Source organism: Bradyrhizobium sp. 157 (assembly GCF_023073815.1).
Classification (GTDB): Bacteria; Pseudomonadota; Alphaproteobacteria; order Rhizobiales; family Xanthobacteraceae; genus Bradyrhizobium.
The window spans coordinates 84,713-104,255 of record NZ_JADPKF010000089.1; the positions used below are offsets into that span (position 1 = coordinate 84,713).

General features: G+C 63.1%; 13 protein-coding genes. 3 read left to right on the forward strand and 10 right to left on the reverse strand.

Annotation, left to right across the window (positions count from 1 at the left end; translation table 11 throughout):
* Nucleotides 1-5 precede the first annotated feature (5 nt).
* Nucleotides 6-1,388: an ethanolamine ammonia-lyase subunit EutB gene (locus IVA95_RS25475; protein ID WP_247513004.1), complete on the reverse strand. Its 1,383-nt coding sequence runs from the start codon at nt 1,386-1,388 to the stop codon at nt 6-8.
* Between the two features lie 710 nt (nt 1,389-2,098).
* On the opposite strand from IVA95_RS25475, the gene IVA95_RS25480 reads away from it, so the two are divergent.
* Complete coding sequence (locus tag IVA95_RS25480) at nt 2,099-3,805, forward strand: HAMP domain-containing methyl-accepting chemotaxis protein (RefSeq protein WP_247513005.1); 1,707 nt, start codon at nt 2,099-2,101, stop codon at nt 3,803-3,805.
* A 159-nt stretch (nt 3,806-3,964) separates the two neighbouring features.
* Nucleotides 3,965-4,669: a DUF2270 domain-containing protein gene (locus IVA95_RS25485; protein WP_247513006.1), complete on the forward strand. Its 705-nt coding sequence runs from the start codon at nt 3,965-3,967 to the stop codon at nt 4,667-4,669.
* Between the two features lie 245 nt (nt 4,670-4,914).
* Here the strand turns inward: IVA95_RS25485 and IVA95_RS25490 are convergent, their stop codons facing one another.
* The 9 genes from IVA95_RS25490 to hpaR form a co-directional block, all read right to left on the reverse strand.
* Nucleotides 4,915-6,615, reverse strand: a complete 1,701-nt coding sequence (locus IVA95_RS25490; RefSeq protein ID WP_247513007.1) for a HAMP domain-containing methyl-accepting chemotaxis protein — start codon at nt 6,613-6,615, stop codon at nt 4,915-4,917.
* A gap of 52 nt (nt 6,616-6,667) precedes the next feature.
* The gene (locus tag IVA95_RS25495; protein ID WP_247513041.1) at nt 6,668-7,090 is read right to left on the reverse strand and encodes a cache domain-containing protein; all 423 of its coding nucleotides are present in this window, start codon (nt 7,088-7,090) and stop codon (nt 6,668-6,670) included.
* A gap of 215 nt (nt 7,091-7,305) precedes the next feature.
* Nucleotides 7,306-8,184, reverse strand: coding sequence for a transglutaminase family protein (locus tag IVA95_RS25500; RefSeq protein ID WP_247513008.1), 879 nt, complete (start codon nt 8,182-8,184; stop codon nt 7,306-7,308).
* The gene (locus tag IVA95_RS25505) at nt 8,181-10,691 is read right to left on the reverse strand and encodes a circularly permuted type 2 ATP-grasp protein (RefSeq protein ID WP_247513009.1); all 2,511 of its coding nucleotides are present in this window, start codon (nt 10,689-10,691) and stop codon (nt 8,181-8,183) included. Before IVA95_RS25505 ends, IVA95_RS25500 begins: the two co-directional genes overlap by 4 nt.
* Before the next feature lie 28 nt (nt 10,692-10,719).
* Nucleotides 10,720-13,998 carry a transglutaminase family protein gene (locus IVA95_RS25510; RefSeq protein WP_247513010.1) on the reverse strand — a complete coding sequence of 1,093 codons (3,279 nt, stop codon included), beginning with the start codon at nt 13,996-13,998 and terminating at the stop codon, nt 10,720-10,722.
* Between the two features lie 246 nt (nt 13,999-14,244).
* Nucleotides 14,245-15,771, reverse strand: coding sequence for an altronate dehydratase family protein (locus IVA95_RS25515; RefSeq protein WP_247513011.1), 1,527 nt, complete (start codon nt 15,769-15,771; stop codon nt 14,245-14,247).
* Nucleotides 15,772-15,927: 156 nt separating this feature from the next.
* Entirely contained in the window at nt 15,928-16,707 is a 780-nt protein-coding gene (locus IVA95_RS25520; protein WP_247513012.1) for an aldolase/citrate lyase family protein, read from the reverse strand.
* Between the two features lie 51 nt (nt 16,708-16,758).
* The gene (locus IVA95_RS25525) at nt 16,759-17,844 is read right to left on the reverse strand and encodes a malate/lactate/ureidoglycolate dehydrogenase (RefSeq protein ID WP_247513013.1); all 1,086 of its coding nucleotides are present in this window, start codon (nt 17,842-17,844) and stop codon (nt 16,759-16,761) included.
* A gap of 209 nt (nt 17,845-18,053) precedes the next feature.
* Complete coding sequence (gene hpaR / locus IVA95_RS25530) at nt 18,054-18,590, reverse strand: homoprotocatechuate degradation operon regulator HpaR (RefSeq protein WP_247513014.1); 537 nt, start codon at nt 18,588-18,590, stop codon at nt 18,054-18,056.
* A 144-nt stretch (nt 18,591-18,734) separates the two neighbouring features.
* On the opposite strand from hpaR, the gene hpaH reads away from it, so the two are divergent.
* Nucleotides 18,735-19,541 (forward strand): 2-oxo-hept-4-ene-1,7-dioate hydratase, encoded by an 807-nt coding sequence (hpaH, locus tag IVA95_RS25535; protein WP_247513015.1) that lies wholly within the window; start codon nt 18,735-18,737, stop codon nt 19,539-19,541.
* Nucleotides 19,542-19,543 lie beyond the last annotated feature (2 nt).

Here is a 19,543-nt window from a genome sequence, read left to right on the forward strand (position 1 = left end):
GGAATTCAGGCAATCAGCCGCGAGGCAAATTCGGGCAGCAGGCCGGTGTTGCCCGCAAGCCGGAAATTGCCGTCCGCGAGGCCTGAGCGGACCAGCCAATCGTCGAACTCCGGCGCCCGCTTCAAGCCGAAGAGCTCCCGGACGTAGAGCGCGTCATGGAACGAGGTCGACTGATAGTTCAGCATGACGTCGTCGGCGCCCGGCACGCCCATGATGAAGGTGACGCCGGCGGCGGCCAATAACGTCAGCAGATTGTCCATGTCGTCCTGGTCAGCTTCGGCATGATTGGTGTAGCAGACGTCGACCCCGAGCGGCAGGCCGAGCAGCTTGCCGCAGAAATGGTCCTCGAGGCCGGCGCGGATGATTTCCTTGCCGTCGTAAAGATATTCCGGGCCGATGAAACCGACGACGCTGTTGACCAGCAACGGATCGAATGCGCGCGCCACCGCGTAAGCCCGCGCCTCGCACGTCTGCTGGTCGACATTGTGATGGGCGTTGGCCGACAGCGCCGAGCCCTGCCCCGTTTCGAAATACATCACGTTTTCGCCGACCGTGCCGCGGCGGAGCGACAGCCCCGCCTCACGCGCCTCGCGCAGCAGCGCGAGATCGACACCAAAACTGCGATTGGCAGCCTCCGTTCCCGCGATCGACTGGAACACCAGATCGACCGGCGCGCCCTGCCCGATCAATCCAAGCGTCGTGGTGACATGCGTGAGCACGCAGCTCTGAGTCGGAATCTGCAGCCGCGAGATGATGCCGTCGAGCAGCCGCAGCAACTCGCCGATCACGGCCGGATCGTCGCTGGCCGGATTGATGCCGATGCAGGCATCTCCTGATCCCAGGAGAATGCCGTCGAGGATCGAAGCGGTAATGCCCTTGGCATCATCGAAGGGATGGTTGGGCTGCAGCCGCACGCTCATCCGCCCCTTCAGGCCGATGGTGTTGCGAAAGGCCGAGGTTACCGTGCATTTATTGGCGACCAGGATCAGGTCCTGGTTACGCATCAACTTGGAAACGCCGGCGGCCATTTCCGGCGTGATCCCGCGCGAGACCTTCGCCAAAGACGCACCTGTTGCGGCATCGGAGAGCAGCCAGTCGCGGAAGCCGCCGACGGTCAGCGACGATATGACGGCAAAGCCCGGGGCATCGTGGCTGTCGATGATCAGCCGGGTGACCTCGTCATCCTCATAGGGGATGACAGCCTCGTTGAGGAACTGCTTCAGCGGCACGTCGGCGAGCGCCATTCGCGCTGCGATCATCTGTTCCGCGCTATCGGCCGCGACGCCGGCAAGGCGGTCGCCGGATCGCGGCGGCGTCGCCTTGGCGAGCAGCTCGCGCAAACCGTCGAACGCATAGGTGGTGGCACCGATGATCTGCCGATAGACCATGCTGACCTTCCTGCGCCGTACCCACTCCGTTTCCTGGCTAGTCTATGCCGGGCGAACAGCCAAGGCTACAGGCCGCAATCAGCGGAGTGTCGGCATTAATCCGGGCATCGATCCGCCCGAGGCTGTGCGGCGATCAGGACGCGCACGTGAAGATAGAGATCGAGATTGCCCGGCAAGGCGGCACTTTGAGTCATGAGTCCCAATTCTCACGCATAATCGAAGCAGCGCGGCGCCACCTTCGCCTTGCTCGCTGTCTAGCTTGATTCGCGTCACGGATGCTTGCCAATGCGAACCGTCCTTCCGGAGACGCGCGGGTGCTTCTGTTTGGCGGCATTGCCCGCCTCGGACAGCGAGCACCCATCCGGAGGATCAGGCGGCTGCGCCGTCATGACCGTACCGGCTCGTCTTGTCGGGCAGTTACGGGACCCGGGCAGCTTTCGCCGTACCTCGCGACCTCCAATTGCGCTGATATACCAAGGCCCGTTCCAGTCGCACCAATCTGCCGAATTTTCCCGGCGAGGCATCCCGCAATATCGAACTAATCTTTTGAAAGTACTGATGATTTTCCTTTAGTTGCGATTCCACGAACTTCGCGCGTTAAGACATTCTCCACCAAAACTCAGCACATTGCCTACGCTGACGGCATTCACGGGATCCCATTCCGGCGTGCCAATACGGCTGAAATTTCCCGTACTCATTTTGGTGGCGCCATGGCATCCCGGTTTTCGCTTGCAGCCAAGTTGTATTCGATCTTCGCACTGGTCGCCGTGCTCGTCGCTGCTATCACGGCGCTGTCCGACTACAACACCCGCCAGAACGCCCAGCTCACCGAAGCGGTCTCGATCGCGAGCCGCGCCGCGCTCAATGTCGAGCGCATCAATTCGCTGGTCTATGCGGTCGTGATGGAATCGCGCGGCATCTACATGTCGACGGAACCACCGGTGGTGAAGAAATACGGCGACGGGCTGCTCAAATTCAACGAGCGTATTCTCGACGTGGTCAAGAACTGGGAAGCGCTGGTCCAGGCCGACGACGCCCAGCAGTTCGCCACCTTCAAGAAGCGCATCCAGCAATTCGTGGACTTCCGCAAGGAGCTGGTTCGCCGGGGCGTCGAGATCAACGCAGCCGCCGGGCGCGAATGGGGCGACAACGACGCCAACCGCGAAGTCCGCACCGCGCTGAACAAGGATCTCGAGGCGCTCTCCAAGGTCTACGCCGAACGCAGCAAGAGGCTGGCCGAACAGACCGACACCAACCATACGATGGCATTTGTCCTGACTTGCCTCGGCGTGTTGGCACTGGTGGTGGTCGTCCTTGGCGTGCTGATCATTTCCCGTTCGATCGCGCGCCCGCTCTCGGTCATCACCGCCACCATCAAGCAGGTGGCCGATGGCGCCGAAGGCATCGAGGTTCCGCATACCGAACGCACCGACGAAATCGGCGCGCTCGCCCGTGCCATCAAGATCTTCCAGGATGCGATGGATCGCAACCGCAACCTCAATTCGCAGGTGCTGGAAGATTCTAGGGCGCGCGATGAGCGTACCCGCCACATCGAGGCCTCGGTCGATGCGTTCCGGGAAGCGATCGGCGGCGTGCTGCGCGCGGTCACCGACAATGCGAGCTCGATGCGCGGCACCGCACAGACCATCGCCAGCGTTGCGTCGGATGCCAACGGACGCGCGGTCGCCGCTTCCAGCGCGACCGAACAGGCGTCCAGCAACGTCTCCGCCGTCGCCAGCGCCGCCGAAGAGCTTTCCGCTTCCGTCGAGGAAATCGGCCGCCAGGTCCGCCAGTCGGCCGGTGCAGTCGAGCAGGCAGGCCAGCGCACCGAGAAATCGGTCTCCGAAATCGAGGGGCTTGCGGCTGCGACCCAGCGCATCGACGGGGTGCTCAACCTGATCCAGGCGATTGCCGAGCAAACGAACCTCCTGGCGCTCAACGCGACGATCGAAGCCGCGCGCGCCGGCGATGCCGGCCGCGGCTTTGCCGTGGTCGCCCACGAGGTCAAAGCGCTGGCCGAGCAGACTGCCAAGGCCACCGCCGAAATCGGCCAGAACGTCGGCCTGATCCAGACGTCGACGAAAACGTCCGTCGAAGCGGTTCGAGAAATCGGCAATGCAGTGCGCGAGATTAACGAGGTGACTTCTATCATTGCCAGCGCGATCGAGCAGCAGGATGCGGCGACCCGTGAAATCTCGGCGAATGCCCAACTGGCGGCGCAGGGCAACGGCACCCTCGTCGTCAATATCGGCTCGCTCAGCGACGCCATCGGCACCACAAGCACGGCGGCGGCCTCGGTCCTCACCGCCTCCAGCGAACTGACGGCCACGGCCGAGACGCTGTCGCGCGAGGTCGAGAAGTTCTTCCGCAACCTGCGCGCCGATTCATCCGAGCAGCCGCGGCGGACCGGCACTTAAGCGGACAGCATCTCCGGTCTGCGCCAGTGTGCCAGCTTAGACACGCCAACGGGGCGTTTTTCCTTGGGGTCGTGACAACAGGTGGGCATAATAGAACATCGCCAAGCAGCATCATGTGTTGGGGTCGTAAATGACATAAAAGCGCAAGGGATGAAAACGATGAGTGAAAGCCATATCGAAGGTAAGCAATCTGCATTCGACCCAGCTGATATCACCGCGTTGTCGCACCTCTATCGCGGCGAGCTGTACCGTAGCACGGTCTGGCGTACACGCCTCGATGCAACGACCAATTGGGCGGTCCTTACAACCGGTATCGCACTATCACTTACGTTCAGCAGCGAATCCGCGTCCCCTCTGCCGCTGGTGCTTGTCGGTCTCTTGGTCGTTACCTTCTTATTGATCGAGGCGCGGCGTTACCGCTTTTTTGATTTCTGGCGCATGCGCGCGCATGTCCTCGAAGTCCAATTCTTCGGGCCAATTCTCCGCGGCGAGGGCGTTCAGGTCGAGAATGGCTGGAACGAGATCCTCTACCAGGATTACCGAGCACCTAACCTTCATATTACCTATGCTGAGGCAGTGGGCCGCAGGCTTCGCAATAACTACAGCTGGATTTTCGCGATCCAGGTGACCGCGTATGTCGGTAAACTGCTGATCCATCCGGCGCCGGTCGCCTCGGTGCAGGAGTTCTGGCTGCGAGCAGCGATTGGGCCCATTCCCGGTCAATTCGTCCTGCTGGCCGGACTCGCATTCCACGCAACATGGATCGCGATTGCGATTGCCACATATAGAAGCCGAAGGGGCGCAGGGCGCGCGCGGCCCCAGACTCCCGAGAGGGATCGGTTACTCGATCTTGCACGAGGATAGGGGTAATCACGCAAGCGGTGTTGGCAATATCGCTGCGCCCGTCGTGCATCAGTCTGCTGTTCGCACGTTTGAGACGTGCCGATTGGTCGAGCAATGTCCGAGTTCGAGGGCAAAGCGGAAAACATATGCTCACACTGAGCGCTTCGCAGTTGTGACTTTTCGGACTTAGGGCGATATCGGACCTGAGTCCGAAAAACGCTGCAAAGCGGACGTGGATTCACCAATCTCGATTTTGGGTCTACGGACTACGCCGACCGTACGGTCGCGAGGAACTTGCCGACCTCGGCCTTGAGCCGCTTGTTTTCATTGGAGAGCAGTTGCGCATTGGCCAGCACCTGTGACGACGCCGTGCCGATTTCGCCGGCGCCGCGGTTGACGTCGGCGATGCTGGTCGCGACCTGGGTCGAGCCCACTGCCGCCTGCTGCACGTTGCGCGCGATTTCCTGGGTGGCAGCGCCCTGCTCCTCGATGGCGGCGGCGATCGCGGCGGCAATTTCGGAAACCCGGCCGATGGTGCCGCTGATCTCCTTGATGGCGTGCACTGATTCCTGCGTCGCCGACTGCATCTCGGCGATCTGAGTCGAGATTTCGCTGGTTGCCTTGGCGGTCTGGGTGGCGAGTGCTTTGACCTCCTGGGCAACCACCGCAAAGCCGCGGCCGGCGTCACCGGCGCGGGCAGCCTCAATGGTCGCGTTGAGTGCCAGTAGATTGGTCTGCTCGGCGATCGTGGTGATCAACCTGGTTACGTCGCCAATGCGGTTTGCAGCCTCCGACAATTCGATGATCCGGGCGTCGGTCTTTTGCGCCTGAGCAACGGCCTCGTTGGCGATCCGGTTGGAATTCGCGACTTGCCTGCCGATTTCATTGACGGAGCTGGCCATTTCCTCAGTGGCGGACGCCACCGACTGCACGTTGCTGGAGGTTTCCTCCGAAGCCGCGGCGACCACGGTGGAGAGCTGCTGGGTGGCCGCACTGCTGTTGGTCAGGATCGCGGCGGAATTTTCCAGTTCGGCCGAGGCTGAGCCAACGTTCTCGACGATATTGCCGACCGCGATCTCGAAACTCTCGGCCAGATTATGCAGCTCCGTACGGCGGGCCGATGCCAGTTCGCGGTTCTTTTCCTCGCGCTCCGCCGCCTCGCGTTCGGCCTTGGCGATCGCCTGCACCTTGAACTCCTGGATCGCGTGCGCCATCTGGCCGACTTCATCGCGGCGCTCGAGGCCGGGCAACTGAACCTCGAAATTCCCGGCGGCGAGCTCGCGCATCGCCCGCGACATCGCCACGACAGGGCGAGAAATGCTTCGGCCGATTAGAAATGAAACGACGATACCGGCGAGCGCAACGACCAGAAGCGCGGCCATCAGCGTTATCTGCTGCTGCTCGAGCTTGATCCCGGCGCGGGCAATTTCACGGTCCTTGCTTTCGCTGCTGTGCGTGATCAGATCATCGGCCAGCTTTTCGATGACGGCAAAGTTTCGTTCCGCGCCCTTGATGAAGATCAGCGCCGATCCGGCATCACCATCGGCCATCTCGATCGCATTTGTCGATTGCTTGAGATAGCCCGCAACCGCGGCTTCCAGCTTCTCGAATGTTTCCGGACTGAACCCGCCCTTGATACTTTCTACGGCCTTCAGCGCATCCGAAATTTTGCCGGCCGCCACGGAAGCTTCCTTGGCGACCTGCGCAATTTTCTTGTCGTCCTTTTCATTGGCCGCCGTGGCCGCAAGACGATACAGCTTGGCGTGCGCTATCCACACCGTCGTGGTGAGATCGTTGGCCAATTCCGATTGCCGTACCGGCCCGGACACCAGCGCGTCAACGGCGGCCTGATTCGACCGCAACGTTTGCAGCGCATAGGCACCGAGCCCGATCAGCACGACGATCAGGAAAGCCGGCGCGAGCTGGACTTTCCACGAAAGACCAATGTTCTTGATCCAGCCGAGCATATCACCCCTTCAGTGCGGCGATCGCCGCACGACAACGCAACGCTTATTTGGGTCAGAGCTTGTAGACGCCCGCGCAGACAGCCGTGTTGTTCAGCTTCTCGCAGTACATTTCCTTCGGCTCGACTTTCTTGCTCACCGGATTGACGAACTTGTAGTCTTGCCAGAACGATGCGTGCTTACCGGCGAGTTCGACGCGTTCCTTGACGTAGAGCTTGCCGTCGACGTCCTGTGCATCGATCAGGTCCTTGCCGACGAATTTCTCGTTCGAGCCGTGAGCCAGCACTTTGCCGTCAAGCTGGTAGACCACGACGTAGAGATCGCGATCGTGGAACTTGCTGGCCTTGTTGGTGATCTCCGGATACGCCTTTTCAACCCCCTGCTCCTTGATGAAGGCAACGGCCTGCTTGACCATGGCGACGGCTTCATCCTTGTTTGCTCCGCTGCCAGCACTGGCGGCACCTCCGAGAACGAGCATAGCTGCCACGGCAGAAACGAACGGCTTTATTGACCAATTGTTCATGATTGTCTCCCGGCTAGGTGGACTCGACTTGCAGGCGCAGGCCTGCGCACGTCACGATGGCAACAAAAGAACAAACCATCCGTTAAAGTGCCTATCCGTAGTGCAGCGGAGATTGGCGTGGCTTAGGACAACGAATTCTTAAGAAATCCGGGCACTGAGGCATCCCAGCCTCACTCCACCAGCAGCACGTCCACAGCGACGTTGAGCTTCTGCTTGGGCGATCCGACAATGATGCCGTCGACCGGCGAGACGTCGGAGAAATCCCTGCCGATCGACAGGATGATGTGGTCGTTCTCGACCAGGAGGTCGTTGGTCGGATCGAAGCCGACCCAGCCGAGCTCGGCGCCGCACCAGACTGACACCCAGGCGTGGCTGGCATCGGCGCCCTGCAGGCGCGGCTGGCCGGCGGGCGGAATGGTACGCAGATAGCCGCTGACATAGGCCGCCGGCAGGCCGAGCCCGCGCATGCCCGCAATCATCACATGGGCAAAGTCCTGGCAGACGCCGTGGCGCTTTTCGAACACTTCCCTAAGCGGCGTCGAAATTACGGTGGCCTTGGAGTCGTACCTGAAATCGTTGCGGATACGGCGCATCAGGTCGGCGGCGCCCGAGAGGATGCCGCCGCCCGGCGGGAAGCTTGGCGCAGCATAGGCAGTAAGCGGCGCCAGCACCGGCACCAGCGAACTCGCAAAGACATATCCGACCGGCGAAGCGGGACCGAGGCTGGTAGCCTCAAAGGCCACGTCGCGGATGCGCTCCCAGGGCGGGCTGGGTGCCGCGCGACCGGGCGCCTGACGCGCGACCGAAACCCGTGACCGGGAATCGATCCGCAAATTGCGATGCGCGGTCTCGATCAGCACGCTCTCGGTATGCGTTCCGAAAAAGTCCCGCCGCACCGTGCGTTCGACCGGCCGCGGCCGGATCTCGACCGCGTGCGAGATCAACTGCTGCCCGTCGCCGGTTCGAGGCTCCAGCCGCAGCGAGCAGCGCGCAAAGCTCACCGGGCTCTCGTAAGCGTAAGTCGTGACGTGCCGGATGTCGTAGATCACGCAAGACCCGTGAGCTTCTCCGGCCGGCTCGCATTCGGCCCATGCGGAAAGTAATGCAGGCCGATCGCATCGGCCAGATTGAGCAGATCCTGCTCCAGCGCAAATAGGGTTTTGACGTCAAGCGCGGAAGCCTCCGCCGTCGTCAGCGTCGCCTGCAGCGCAACCGCGAGCCGCTGCGGCCGCTCGATCAGACCGTGCTCCTTCAGGCTTGGTAGCGCAGCGATGTGGTCGTTGAGAACAGCGACCTGAAACGCCACCGAGCGCGGATTATAAGGGTCGAGCACCGCAATATCCCGCACCGGCGCCAGCGCCGGGCCTACCAGGTAGCGCGACCTATAGGTGATCTGGCAATCCACCAACGTCAGCAGTACGTCGAGGTCTTCCTCACCCGCTTCCTCATAGGCGAACTGCCGGGCGAACCGCACGGTGTTGATGGCGCGCTCGGCGCGACGCCCCATGTCGAGGAAGCGCCAGCCGGCGGCACGGTTCATGTTTTCCTGCGCCAAGCCGGCAAGGCTCGCCAGCTCCTGCAGCGTCAATTCGGCGGCGCTGACGATGCTGTCGTCGTCGTCGACCTGCAGCGCAAGGCGCTCCACCATCTCGGTGATGATCTGCCAGGCGTCGGGCGAAAGCCGCTCGCGCAGCGAACTCGCGGTTCGCTGCACCGATCTCACCAATGAGAGCGCCGAGCCGAACTTCTCCTCGCTCTGCAGCGCCTCGGCGATGACCCGCGCTGGATTGGTCCGCGTCGCCTGTGAGGTGGCGCCCCAGGTCACGAGAATCCGCTGGATACGCTCGACCGAATGCAGCGCGGTTGATGCTCCCTTGGCTGGGTCGCGCGTCGAGGTGCCGAGCGCACGGATCAGCCGCAGAGTCGCCTCGGCGCGTTCGAGATAGCGGCCGAGCCAGAACAGATTGTCCGCCGCACGGCTCGGCACCACGCCGGCGATCCGTTTGATCCGCACGGTGTCGGCGCCAGGCAACAGTGTCGCCGACGAGACGGCCTTGTCGGAGACCACCCAGACGTCCGCCGATCGTACTCCGTCGCCCATCGACACTGCACGGGCATCCGCCTTTTCGGCGATCCGGCAGAAACCGCCGGGCAGGATGGTCCAGCCTTGTGGAGTCGCTGCGGCAAACACCCTCAGCACGAACGGGCGCGGCGTGATCCGGCCCTGCTCCCACACCGGCGTCGTCGACAGCCGCACCAGTTCCTGCCCGACATAATCGATGCCGCGGTCGGTGATCGCCTGCCGCAGCCTGTCGCGCTCGGCTGGCGGCAGCTCGCCGGCGAGCACGGGCGCATGGCTGGAAAAGCCCGGGACGGCCCGGCCATAGGCGCCCTCGATGACGAAGTCCTCCAGCCGCGACAATACTTCCTCACGTGCGGATTTCTGGCCACACCACCAGGTCGCGATGTGCGGCATGATCAAGGTCTCGCCGAGCAGGCGGCGGCACAGGCTCGGCAGAAATCCGAGCAGCGCCCTGGCCTCCAATACGCCGGAGCCCGGCATGTTGGCGATCACGACGCCGTTCTTGCGCAGCACGTCGATCAGGCCGGGCACGCCGAGATGCGACGAGGCATCGAGCTCGAGCGGGTCGAGGAAATTGGAATCGACCCGGCGCAGCAGCACGTCGAGCCGCTTCAGGCCCGCGACGGTGCGGATATGGATGCGGTCGCCGCTAACGGCGAGATCGTCACCTTCGACCAGGAGAAAGCCGAGATAGCGCGCCAGCGTGGCGTGTTCGAAATAGGTTTCGCTGAAGGCGCCCGGCGTCAGCAAGCCGATGCGCGGCTCGTCGCGGTCGGCGCTGGCACGAAGGGAGTCGCGGAACGCCTCGAAGAACGGCGCCACGCGCTCGACGTTCATCGACTTGTAGAGACTGGAAAAGGCGCGCGACAGCACCAGGCGGTTTTCCAGCGCATAGCCCGCGCCCGAGGGTGCCTGCGTGCGGTCGTTCAGCACCCACCAGCGCCCGTCGGGGCCACGGCCGACGTCGGCGGCATAGAAATGGAGATGACGCCCGCCCGGCGGTTTGACGCCGCAGACGGCGCGCAGATATTCGTTGCTGCCGGCAATCGCGGCCGCGGGCACCGCGCCCTCGCTGACCAGCCTGGCCTCGCCATAGAGATCGCGCAGGATCATTTCGAACAATTGGGCGCGCTGCGCGATACCCGTGGTCAGTTGCTGCCAGTCGGCCTCGTCGATGATCAGCGGCAGATGGCTGAGCGGCCACAGCCGGTCGGCAGTCTCGCCAGGCGCGCGATAGGTGACGCCGGCCTCGCGCAGATGGCGGTCGGCGGAGGCGAAGCGTCGCTCGATATCGCCCGGCGAAAGCGCCGCAAAGGCATCGAAGAAGCGGGCCCAGGCCGCCCGCGGCGCGCCATCGGGCCCGATATATTCGTCGGGAATGCCGGGCAGCCGCGCATAGTCGCGCGTCCATTGCGCCATCCGGCGCTGACCCGGGCGGACCTTGCTCTCCTGACTGCTGCCTTGGCCTGACATTCCGATTCCCCGAGACCGTCGCTGCCGATTAGATCAGGAGCGGCGTCCTCAAGTCGAGCGTCAAAGGGAATTCAATTGTGCGTTCCTCGGGCGGCGGCTCGATTCGGCCCGGGGTGTGGCCGTGATCCTGAAACCGAGCCAGCCGCCGCGCCTCCGCCTCATAGGAATTGACCGGCTTCGTATCGTAGTTGCGGCCGCCGGGATGGGCGACGTGGTAGACGCAGCCGCCGAGCGAACGGCCGTTCCAGCTATCAATCAAGTCAAATGTCAGCGGGGCGTGGACCGGGATGGTCGGATGCAGCCCTGAGGCCGGCTGCCAGGCCTTGAAGCGGACGGCCGCGACCGCCTCGCCCGAGCGGCCGGTAGGTGTCATCGGCATCCGCCTGCCGTTGCAGGTCACAATATGGCGGCCTTCGACAAAGCCGTTCGCCTTGACCTGCAGCCGCTCCACCGACGAGTCGACATAGCGCACGGTGCCGCCGGCCGAGCCCTCTTCCCCGAGCACATGCCAGGGCTCCAGCGCCTGCCGCAATTCCAGCGCGACGCCGCCGTGGTGCACACGGCCGAACACGGGAAAACGGAATTCGAGCTGTGCCTGATACCACTCCGGCGAGAAATCGTAACCGGATAGCTTGAGCTCATCGAGCACGCCGAGAAAGTCCTCCCAGAGGAAATGTGGCAGCATGAAGCGGTCGTGCAACGCAGTTCCCCAGCGTACGAACTTACCCTGCTGCGGCTCGCGCCAGAGCTTTGCGATCAGCGCGCGGATCAACAACTGCTGCGCCAGCGACATCCTGGGATCAGGCGGCATTTCGAGCGCGCGGAATTCGACGAGCCCGAGGCGGCCGGTCGGGCCATCGGGCGAATAGAGCTTGTCGATGCAGATTTCGGCGCGATGGGTATTGCCGGTGATGTCGACCAGAATATGCCGGAACAGCCGGTCGACCAGCCATAGCGGGGCTTCGATATCGGGCGGCGGCACATGCGAGAGCGCGATCTCCAGCTCATACAGTCCGTCATGCCGCGCCTCGTCGATACGCGGCGCCTGGCTCGTCGGGCCGATGAACATGCCGGAGAACAAATAGGACAGCGACGGATGGCGCTGCCAGTACAGGACCAGGCTCCGCAGCAGATCCGGGCGGCGCAGGAAAGGCGAATCCTGCGGCGTAGAGCCGCCGACCACGACATGATTTCCGCCGCCGGTGCCGGTGTGACGGCCATCGACAAGAAAGCGGTTGGCGCCGAGGCGAACTTTCGCGGCGTCTTCATACAGGCCGAAGGTGATGTCGACCGCCTCGCGCCAGCTTTGCGCCGGCTGGACGTTGATCTCGATCACGCCGGGATCGGGCGTCACCTTGATGACGTCGATGCGCGGATCGTAAGGCGGTCCGTAGCCCTCGACATGAACCGCGATCTGCATCTCCTCGGCGGTCGCCTCCACGGCCGCGATCAATTCGAGATAGTGTTCGATCTTCTCGACCGGTGGCATGAAGACGCACAACACGCCGTCGCGAATTTCGACTGAGGCTGCCGTGCGCACCGGCTTGGGTTTGCGCTTTACTTGCGGCTCTTGCGCTGGCCCTGGCGCTTCTCCCGCTCCGCTATCCCTGTCCTCGGCCGCAAGCTCCAGCCGCGGCTCCATCGGGTCCTGCTCGACGATGTAGGGATATTCTTCCGGCGGAACATGCGGCAGTGATGCCATCGGCAGCCGCAAGCCCAGCGGCGAATCGCCCGGGATCAGGAACAGATGGCTACGCCGAAGCTGCCAGCGCTCGCTCGCCCAGCCCGAGGCATCGGCATCTGCATGCTGGATCGGCAGCACGAATCCTTTCGGCTTGTCGAGCCCTTCATCGAATACACGCGCCATGCGTGATCGTTCTTCGGGATCGGACAACTTGGAGTCGCCGGGATCGACATTGAACGGAAGTGCCGCTTCCTTTTGCAGCCAATGCACCGGGTCTTCATAGGCTGGCATCACGTAGCTGGCGTCGAGGCCGAGCCGCTTCGCGATGCCTCCTATCAGTTGCCGGGCATCCGCGATATCGGCCTCGGGCGGATTCTCGATCCCTGCGATCAGATCGGCATTCTTCCAGATCGGGGCGCCGTCCTTGCGCCAATAGAGGCCAAACGCCCAGCGCGGCAGGCTTTCGCCCGGATACCATTTGCCTTGCCCGTAATGCAGCAGCCCGCCCGGTGCAAAACGCGCGCGCAGCTTGCGGATCAATTCGTCCGCCAGCGTCTGTTTGGTTGGGCCGATGGCGGCGATATTCCATTCCGGCGCCTCCAGATCGTCGATCGAGACGAAGGTCGGCTCGCCGCCCATGGTCAGCCGCACGTCGTCGCGCCTGAGATCGGCGTCGACCTGCTCGCCGAGCCTATCGAGCCGTGCCCAGGATTCATCGGAGAACGGGCGCGTGATCCGCGGCGCCTCGCGGATTCGCCTGACGCTCATCTCGAAACCGAATTCGACATTGGCGAAACCCGCACCGCCGGAGACCGGTGCAGCGGAGCGATAATGCGGCGTGGCAGCGACGGGGATATGCCCCTCGCCCGTCAGCATGCCCGAGGTAACGTCGAACCCGATCCAGCCTGCGCCGGGAAGGTAGACCTCGGCCCAGGCATGCAGGTCGGTGAAATCGGTTTCGACCTCGCGCGGGCCTTCGACCGGATCGATATCGGGACGCAACTGCACGAGATAGCCGGAGACGAAGCGCGCCGCGAGGCCGAGGTGGCGAAAGATCTGAATCAACAGCCACGCCGAGTCGCGGCACGATCCGGAGCCGCGCGCCAACGTCTCCTCCGGCGTCTGAATGCCCGGCTCCATGCGGATGACATACTTGATCTTCTTCTGAAGCTGAGCGTTCAGCTCGACGAGGAAATTGACCGTGCTGTCGGCCTCGCGCGGAATCTCCTTCAAGTAAGCCGTGAACAACGGCCCCTGCTCGGAGGTCGCGAGATAGGGCGCGAGCTCGGTCTTGAGATCGTTGCTGTACTGAAACGGAAAGGAGTTTGCGTAGGGCTCGACGAAGAAATCGAAGGGATTGACGACCGTCATCTGCGCGGTGAAGTCGACTTCGATCTTCAGCTCAGACGCCTTGTCCGGAAAGACGAAGCGCGCCAGCCAGTTGCCCTGCGGATCCTGCTGCCAGTTCACGAAATGATTGGCTGGCGTCACTTTGAGCGAATAGCTCAGGATCGGCGTGCGGGTATGCGGCGCCGGGCGCAGCCGCACGGTTTGCGGGCCGAGATCGATCGGTCGGTCGTATTTGTAGTGCGTGACGTGATGAAGTGCGACGAAGATCGACACGGACCGGAAGCTCCAGCGGCTTTTTTAAGCAGAACACCGGTTCCGGATGGGATCAAGCACTAACAGTGGGCACCGCGTGCCTGAAGTAAGGGCGACGCCGCCTCCCCGTCATTGCGAGGAGCGATAGCGACGAAGCAATCCATCGTCCCGCTTGCGGCGCTATGGATTGCTTCGCGGAGCCTGTCATCGGGCGCGCATTCGCGCGACCCGTTGGCTCGCAATGACGTTGAGGCAGCGTGCCTCCACTCACATCGTAGCTCCTAGGACCCACGGCGCGAATTCGGCGCCGCCGAAATCGAAACTCTCGCTCTTGGTCGGCTGGCCGGATGCCGTTTTCAGCATCAGCTCGAAAATACGCTGGCCGCATTGCTGCACGGTTTCCTCGCCGTCGAGAATCGTGCCGCAATTGACGTCCATGTCGTCTTCCATGCGCTTGTACATCGGCGTGTTGGTGGCGAGCTTGATCGAGGGCGCTGGCTTGCAGCCGAACACGCTGCCGCGGCCCGTGGTGAAGCAAACGAGGTTGGCGCCGCCTGCTACCTGCCCGGTCGCCGCGACCGGGTCGTAGCCGGGCGTGTCCATGAAGACAAAGCCCTTCTTGGTGATGGGCTCAGCGTAGTTGAGCACGTCGACCAGATTGGTGCTGCCGGCCTTGGCCATCGCGCCCAGGGATTTCTCGAGGATCGTTGTGAGGCCGCCGGCCTTGTTGCCGGGGCTCGGATTGGCGTTCATCTCGGCGCCTTCGCGCCTGGTATATTCTTCCCACCAGCGCATCAGGCCGACGAGTTTTTCGCCAACCTCGCGGCTGACCGCGCGGCGGGTCAGGAGATGCTCGGCGCCATAGGTTTCCGGCGTCTCCGAAAGGATCACCGTACCGCCGTGGCGCACCAGCAGGTCGCTCGCCGCACCCAGCGCCGGATTGGCCGATACGCCGGAGTAACCGTCGGAGCCACCGCATTGCAGCGCCACCGTCAATTCGCTGGCCGGCACCGGCTCGCGCTTTACTTTATTGGCGTCGGTCAACGCCTCCTTCACGAACGCGACACCGGCTTCCACCGTCTTGCGGGTGCCGCCGACTTCCTGGATGTCCATCGCGCGCAGGCGGCCGGCGAGTTTTTGCTCTTCCATCAGCCCGCCGATCTGATTGACCTCGCAGCCAAGCCCCAGCACGATCACGTGGGAGAAATTCGCGTGCCGCGCGTAGCCGCCGAGCGTCCGCCGCAACAATGCCAGCGGTTCGTTCTGCGTCATGCCGCAGCCGGTTTTGTGGGTCAGCGCGACGACGCCGTCGACATTCGGAAAATCCGCCAGCGGGTTATCGCCAGTAAATGGATTCTTCTTGAACATGTCGGCGACGATGCCGGCGACATGGGCGCTGCAATTTACCGAGGTGAGGATGCCGATATAGTTGCGCGTCGCCACCCGCCCGTCGGCGCGGCGGATGCCGTTGAAGGTGGCGGGCAGATCGAAATTCGGCACCGGCTTGACGTCGACGCCATAGGCATAGTCCTTGGCGAAATCGCCCATGCCGCAGTTCTGCGTATGCACATGCTGGCCCGGCGCGATCGGCACGGTGGCAAAGCCGATGATCTGGCCGTAACGGCGCACCGGCTCGCCCACGGCGATCGGCCTGATCGCAACCTTGTGGCCCGCCGGAATTCGCTCGGTCGTGGTGACGCCGTCCGCCACCACCATCCCTGGCGGCAGGCTCGCGCGCGCGATCAGCACGCCATCGTCGGGATGCAGGCGGATCACGGGTGCCGGGGTGGCCATGGGTGTCTCCTTGTTGTCTAGCTATCGTGCCCCGGATGCTGCGCAGCGCGATAGCGGTGCGCTGCTGATCCGGGGCCTACGCTCCGCCGCCGCAAGATGGGTCCCGGCTCTGCGGAGCAGCGTTACACGCTGCACCGCGTCCGGGACACGAGGGCTTTACGCCTTACCGCCAGAATCCTTCCTCGTCTGGTTCACCTGCATCTTGGCGTAGGTCATCATCAGCCCGCTCTCGTTCGACAGGGTCACGAGCTTGAAGCCCATGTTGATGGCGCGCACCGCGCCCTCGGCGCCGGAGCAGTGGATGCCCGGATTGAGGCCGCGCTTGCCGCATTCCTTGACGATCTTCTCATAGATCTTGAGGATTTCCGGCTCGTCGCGGTCGAGCTTCGGCACCAGACCGTAGGAGAAGCCAAGGTCGGACGGGCCGATATAGACGCCGTCGATGCCCTCGACATCGAGGATCGATTCCATGTTCTCGACCGCCGTCCTGGTCTCCATCATCGGCAACAGCACGATCTCGTCGTTCGCCGTCTGCTGGTAGCCGCCGGCCGAGCCGTACATGCCGGAGCGGATCGGGCCGTTCGAGCGCGTGCCCTTCGGCGGATACTTCGCGTACTGGACGAGGTTCTTCGCCTCCTGCGAGGTGTTGATCATCGGGCAGATCACGCCATAGGCGCCGCCGTCGAGCACCTTGCCGATGATGCCGGGCTCGTTCCAGGGCACGCGAACCATCGGCGTCACCGGATGGCCGTTCATCGCCTGAAAGCACTGAACCATCGAGAGGTAATCCTGCACGCCGTGCTGCATGTCGACGGTGACGCTGTCGAAGCCGCATTGTGCGATCACCTCGGCGGAGAAGCCTGAGGGGATCGCGAGCCACGCGTTCACCACGGCCTTGCCGGAGGCCCATACTTTCTTGACGTTGTTGGTTGCCATTGATCGCTTTTCCTTTGTGATCGTTACGATTGTTTGACTTCGTGGACTGGATTAGCTGGTGGCCCGCTGAATGGCGGCTTCGCTGACGCCGACCTCGCGGGCGGTGTTGACGATCGCAGCCCAAGTGTCATCAGGCAGCGGTACGCCGTTCTTGGTACGCTCGGCGCGCATCTTGCGTTCGGGGTCACCGGGGACCAGCACGGATTCGACGCCGGCGATCGGCTTGGTCGCGCGGATGAAGTCGGTATAGCGCGAGATTTCGGCGTCGAAATAATCGGTCGTGTCGATCACCTTGGGATCGATATAGAAGGCGAGCATGCCGTTGGCGAACTGCCGGCCACCCGAGGTGGCGCCGGTGCCAGTCAGCGCACCACCGAGCAGTTCGCAGATGAACGCCAGCCCCGAACCCTTGTGCTCGCCGAACGCGCGGATCGCGCCCGTGCCTTTGGTATGGTCGCGTGGCCCGTCGGGGGTGTAGGGACCATAGAGCACAGCCGGATCTTCGCTCAGCGTTCCGTCTTGATCGACGAGCGCGCCGGTCGGCAATTTCTTGCCGCCGCGGCTTGCGACCAGCACCTTGCCCTCGGCGACGATCGAGGTGGCAAAGTCGAGCACGATCGGGTCCTGACCCTGCCGCGGAATGCCGACGCAGTAAGGCGCGGTCGAGAGCCGCTTCTGAACGCCGCCGTAAGGCGCCACCAGCAGCGAGCCGGCCGCGTTGACGAAGTGCACCGATACCAGCCCTTCAGCGGCAGCCATCTCGGCCCAGTCGCCGACGCGGCCGATATGGCCGGCGTTGCGCAGCGCGATGGCCGACAGTCCCGCCTTCTTGCACTTCTCGATGCCGGTCCGCACCGCGAATGGCGTCACGGTCTGGCCATAGCCGAACTTGCCGTCGACCACGGCGAGCGACGGGGTATCGACGACGATCTCGGGGGTCTGGTTGGGAACGACGTTGCCTGTCTTCTTCCAGCGGATATAGACCGGAACCCGAATCACGCCGTGGCTGTCATGGCCGGTGAGATTGGCTGTCGTGAGATAAGTGGCGATGCGCCTTGCTTCCTCGGGCGAGGATTCCGAATGCGAAAAAACCTCAGCGACGAAATCGATCAGATTGTTGACTTTTATTATGACCATGTCCGGATTTCAGCCCTGTCCTTGCAAGGAAAGCCTGCGCTTGAGCAGCTAGCCTCGCGACTCCCGCACCGGTTTTGATGACCAGCTTGGCCGGCACTTTGAACGAAAAATCGGACGCGTGTCTACCGCCTCGGTCGCACTTGACAAATGATTGCAATCATTTGCCGGGCCGCTATGCATCGGGCCAGTAGCATCATGCAAATTTGCGCTTACTCGTCAGCTTCGGCCTCGCCCTCACCCGCAACTTCCATCGCGGCAAGGCTGCGCTCGAGTTCGCCCAGCATCTCCTGCAACTCGGCGAGCTTGCGCGCGCCGAAACGGTGCGTGATCTCGGCGTAAATTGCTTCCGAGGTCGGCGCGACCGCCTCGATCAGCTTCAAGCCCTTGGACGAGATCGACACCTCGCCGCGGCGCAAATCGGCCTTGGCCGTGCGGCGCTCGATCAGATCGCGCGCTTCGAGATCGCGCAGGATGCGCGACAGGCTCGGCCCCAGCAAAAAAGCGACGCGCGCCAGCTCCGTCACCTCAATGGTGTCGACCGCCGTCAACGCGCGCAGGATCCGCCATTGCTGCTCGGTCAGCCCGTGATTGCGCAAGGATGGGCGGAACTGGCGCATCACCGCCTCGCGCGCGCGTAAGAGCGACATCGGCAGCGAACGCGAGAATTCGCGCATCGGCGTGCGGCGGGCCTCCGTCGTTCCCTCCTGGTCCGAACGCGATCCGTTCGGCGATTTCTTGCCTGACATTTTCAGTGACCCGCCATCGCAAATCCTCGACTCGGCGAAGGATAAAGTTTTGCGTCGCAACAAGCATCAAATCAGTTTGCGCCGGATAACTTAACATGTTAAACAAATTTCAACACCCGCTTTTTGCTGATCGAGCCGGACCCCATGGCCCTTTCAAGAGACAATATCCGAAGCGCCGCCGAGCGGCTCGATGCCGCCGAAAAGACCCGCAAACAGATCCGGCAGCTTTCGCTTGAACATCCCGGCATAACGATCGAGGATGCCTACGCTATTCAAAAAGCGTGGGTCGAGATGAAGGTCGCGCAGGGACGCACCGTGAAGGGCCACAAGATCGGCCTGACCTCGAAAGCAATGCAAAGCGCGCTCAATATTGACGAGCCTGACTCCGGCATCCTGCTCGATGACATGTTCTTTGCCGACGGCGGGCTTGTGCCCTCAGATCGTTTCATCGGCACCCGCGTCGAGGCCGAACTCGCCTTCGTGATGAAGTCGCGGCTGTCCGGACCTGATAGCACGATGTTCGACGTGCTCAACGCCACCGACTTCGTCGTGCCGGCGCTGGAAATTCTGGATACGCGGGTCGAGCGGATCGATCCACAGACCAAGGCGACCCGGAAGATTTTCGACACCATCGCAGACAATGCCGCGAATGCCGGCATCGTGCTCGGCGGTCGCCCGATCCGGCCGATGGACACCGACCTGCGCTGGATCGGCGCGCTCTGTTTCCGTAACGGTCAGCTTGAAGAGACCGGGCTTGCGGCCGGCGTCCTCAATCATCCCGCGACGTCGGTGGCCTGGCTTGCCAACAAGATCGCGCCGAACGGGCTTGCCCTGGAGGCCGGACAAGTGGTGCTGGCGGGCTCGTTCATCCGCCCGATCGAGACCCGCAAGGGTGACACGATCCAGGCGGACTATGGACCTTACGGCTCGGTGAGTTGCTACTTCGCTTGATG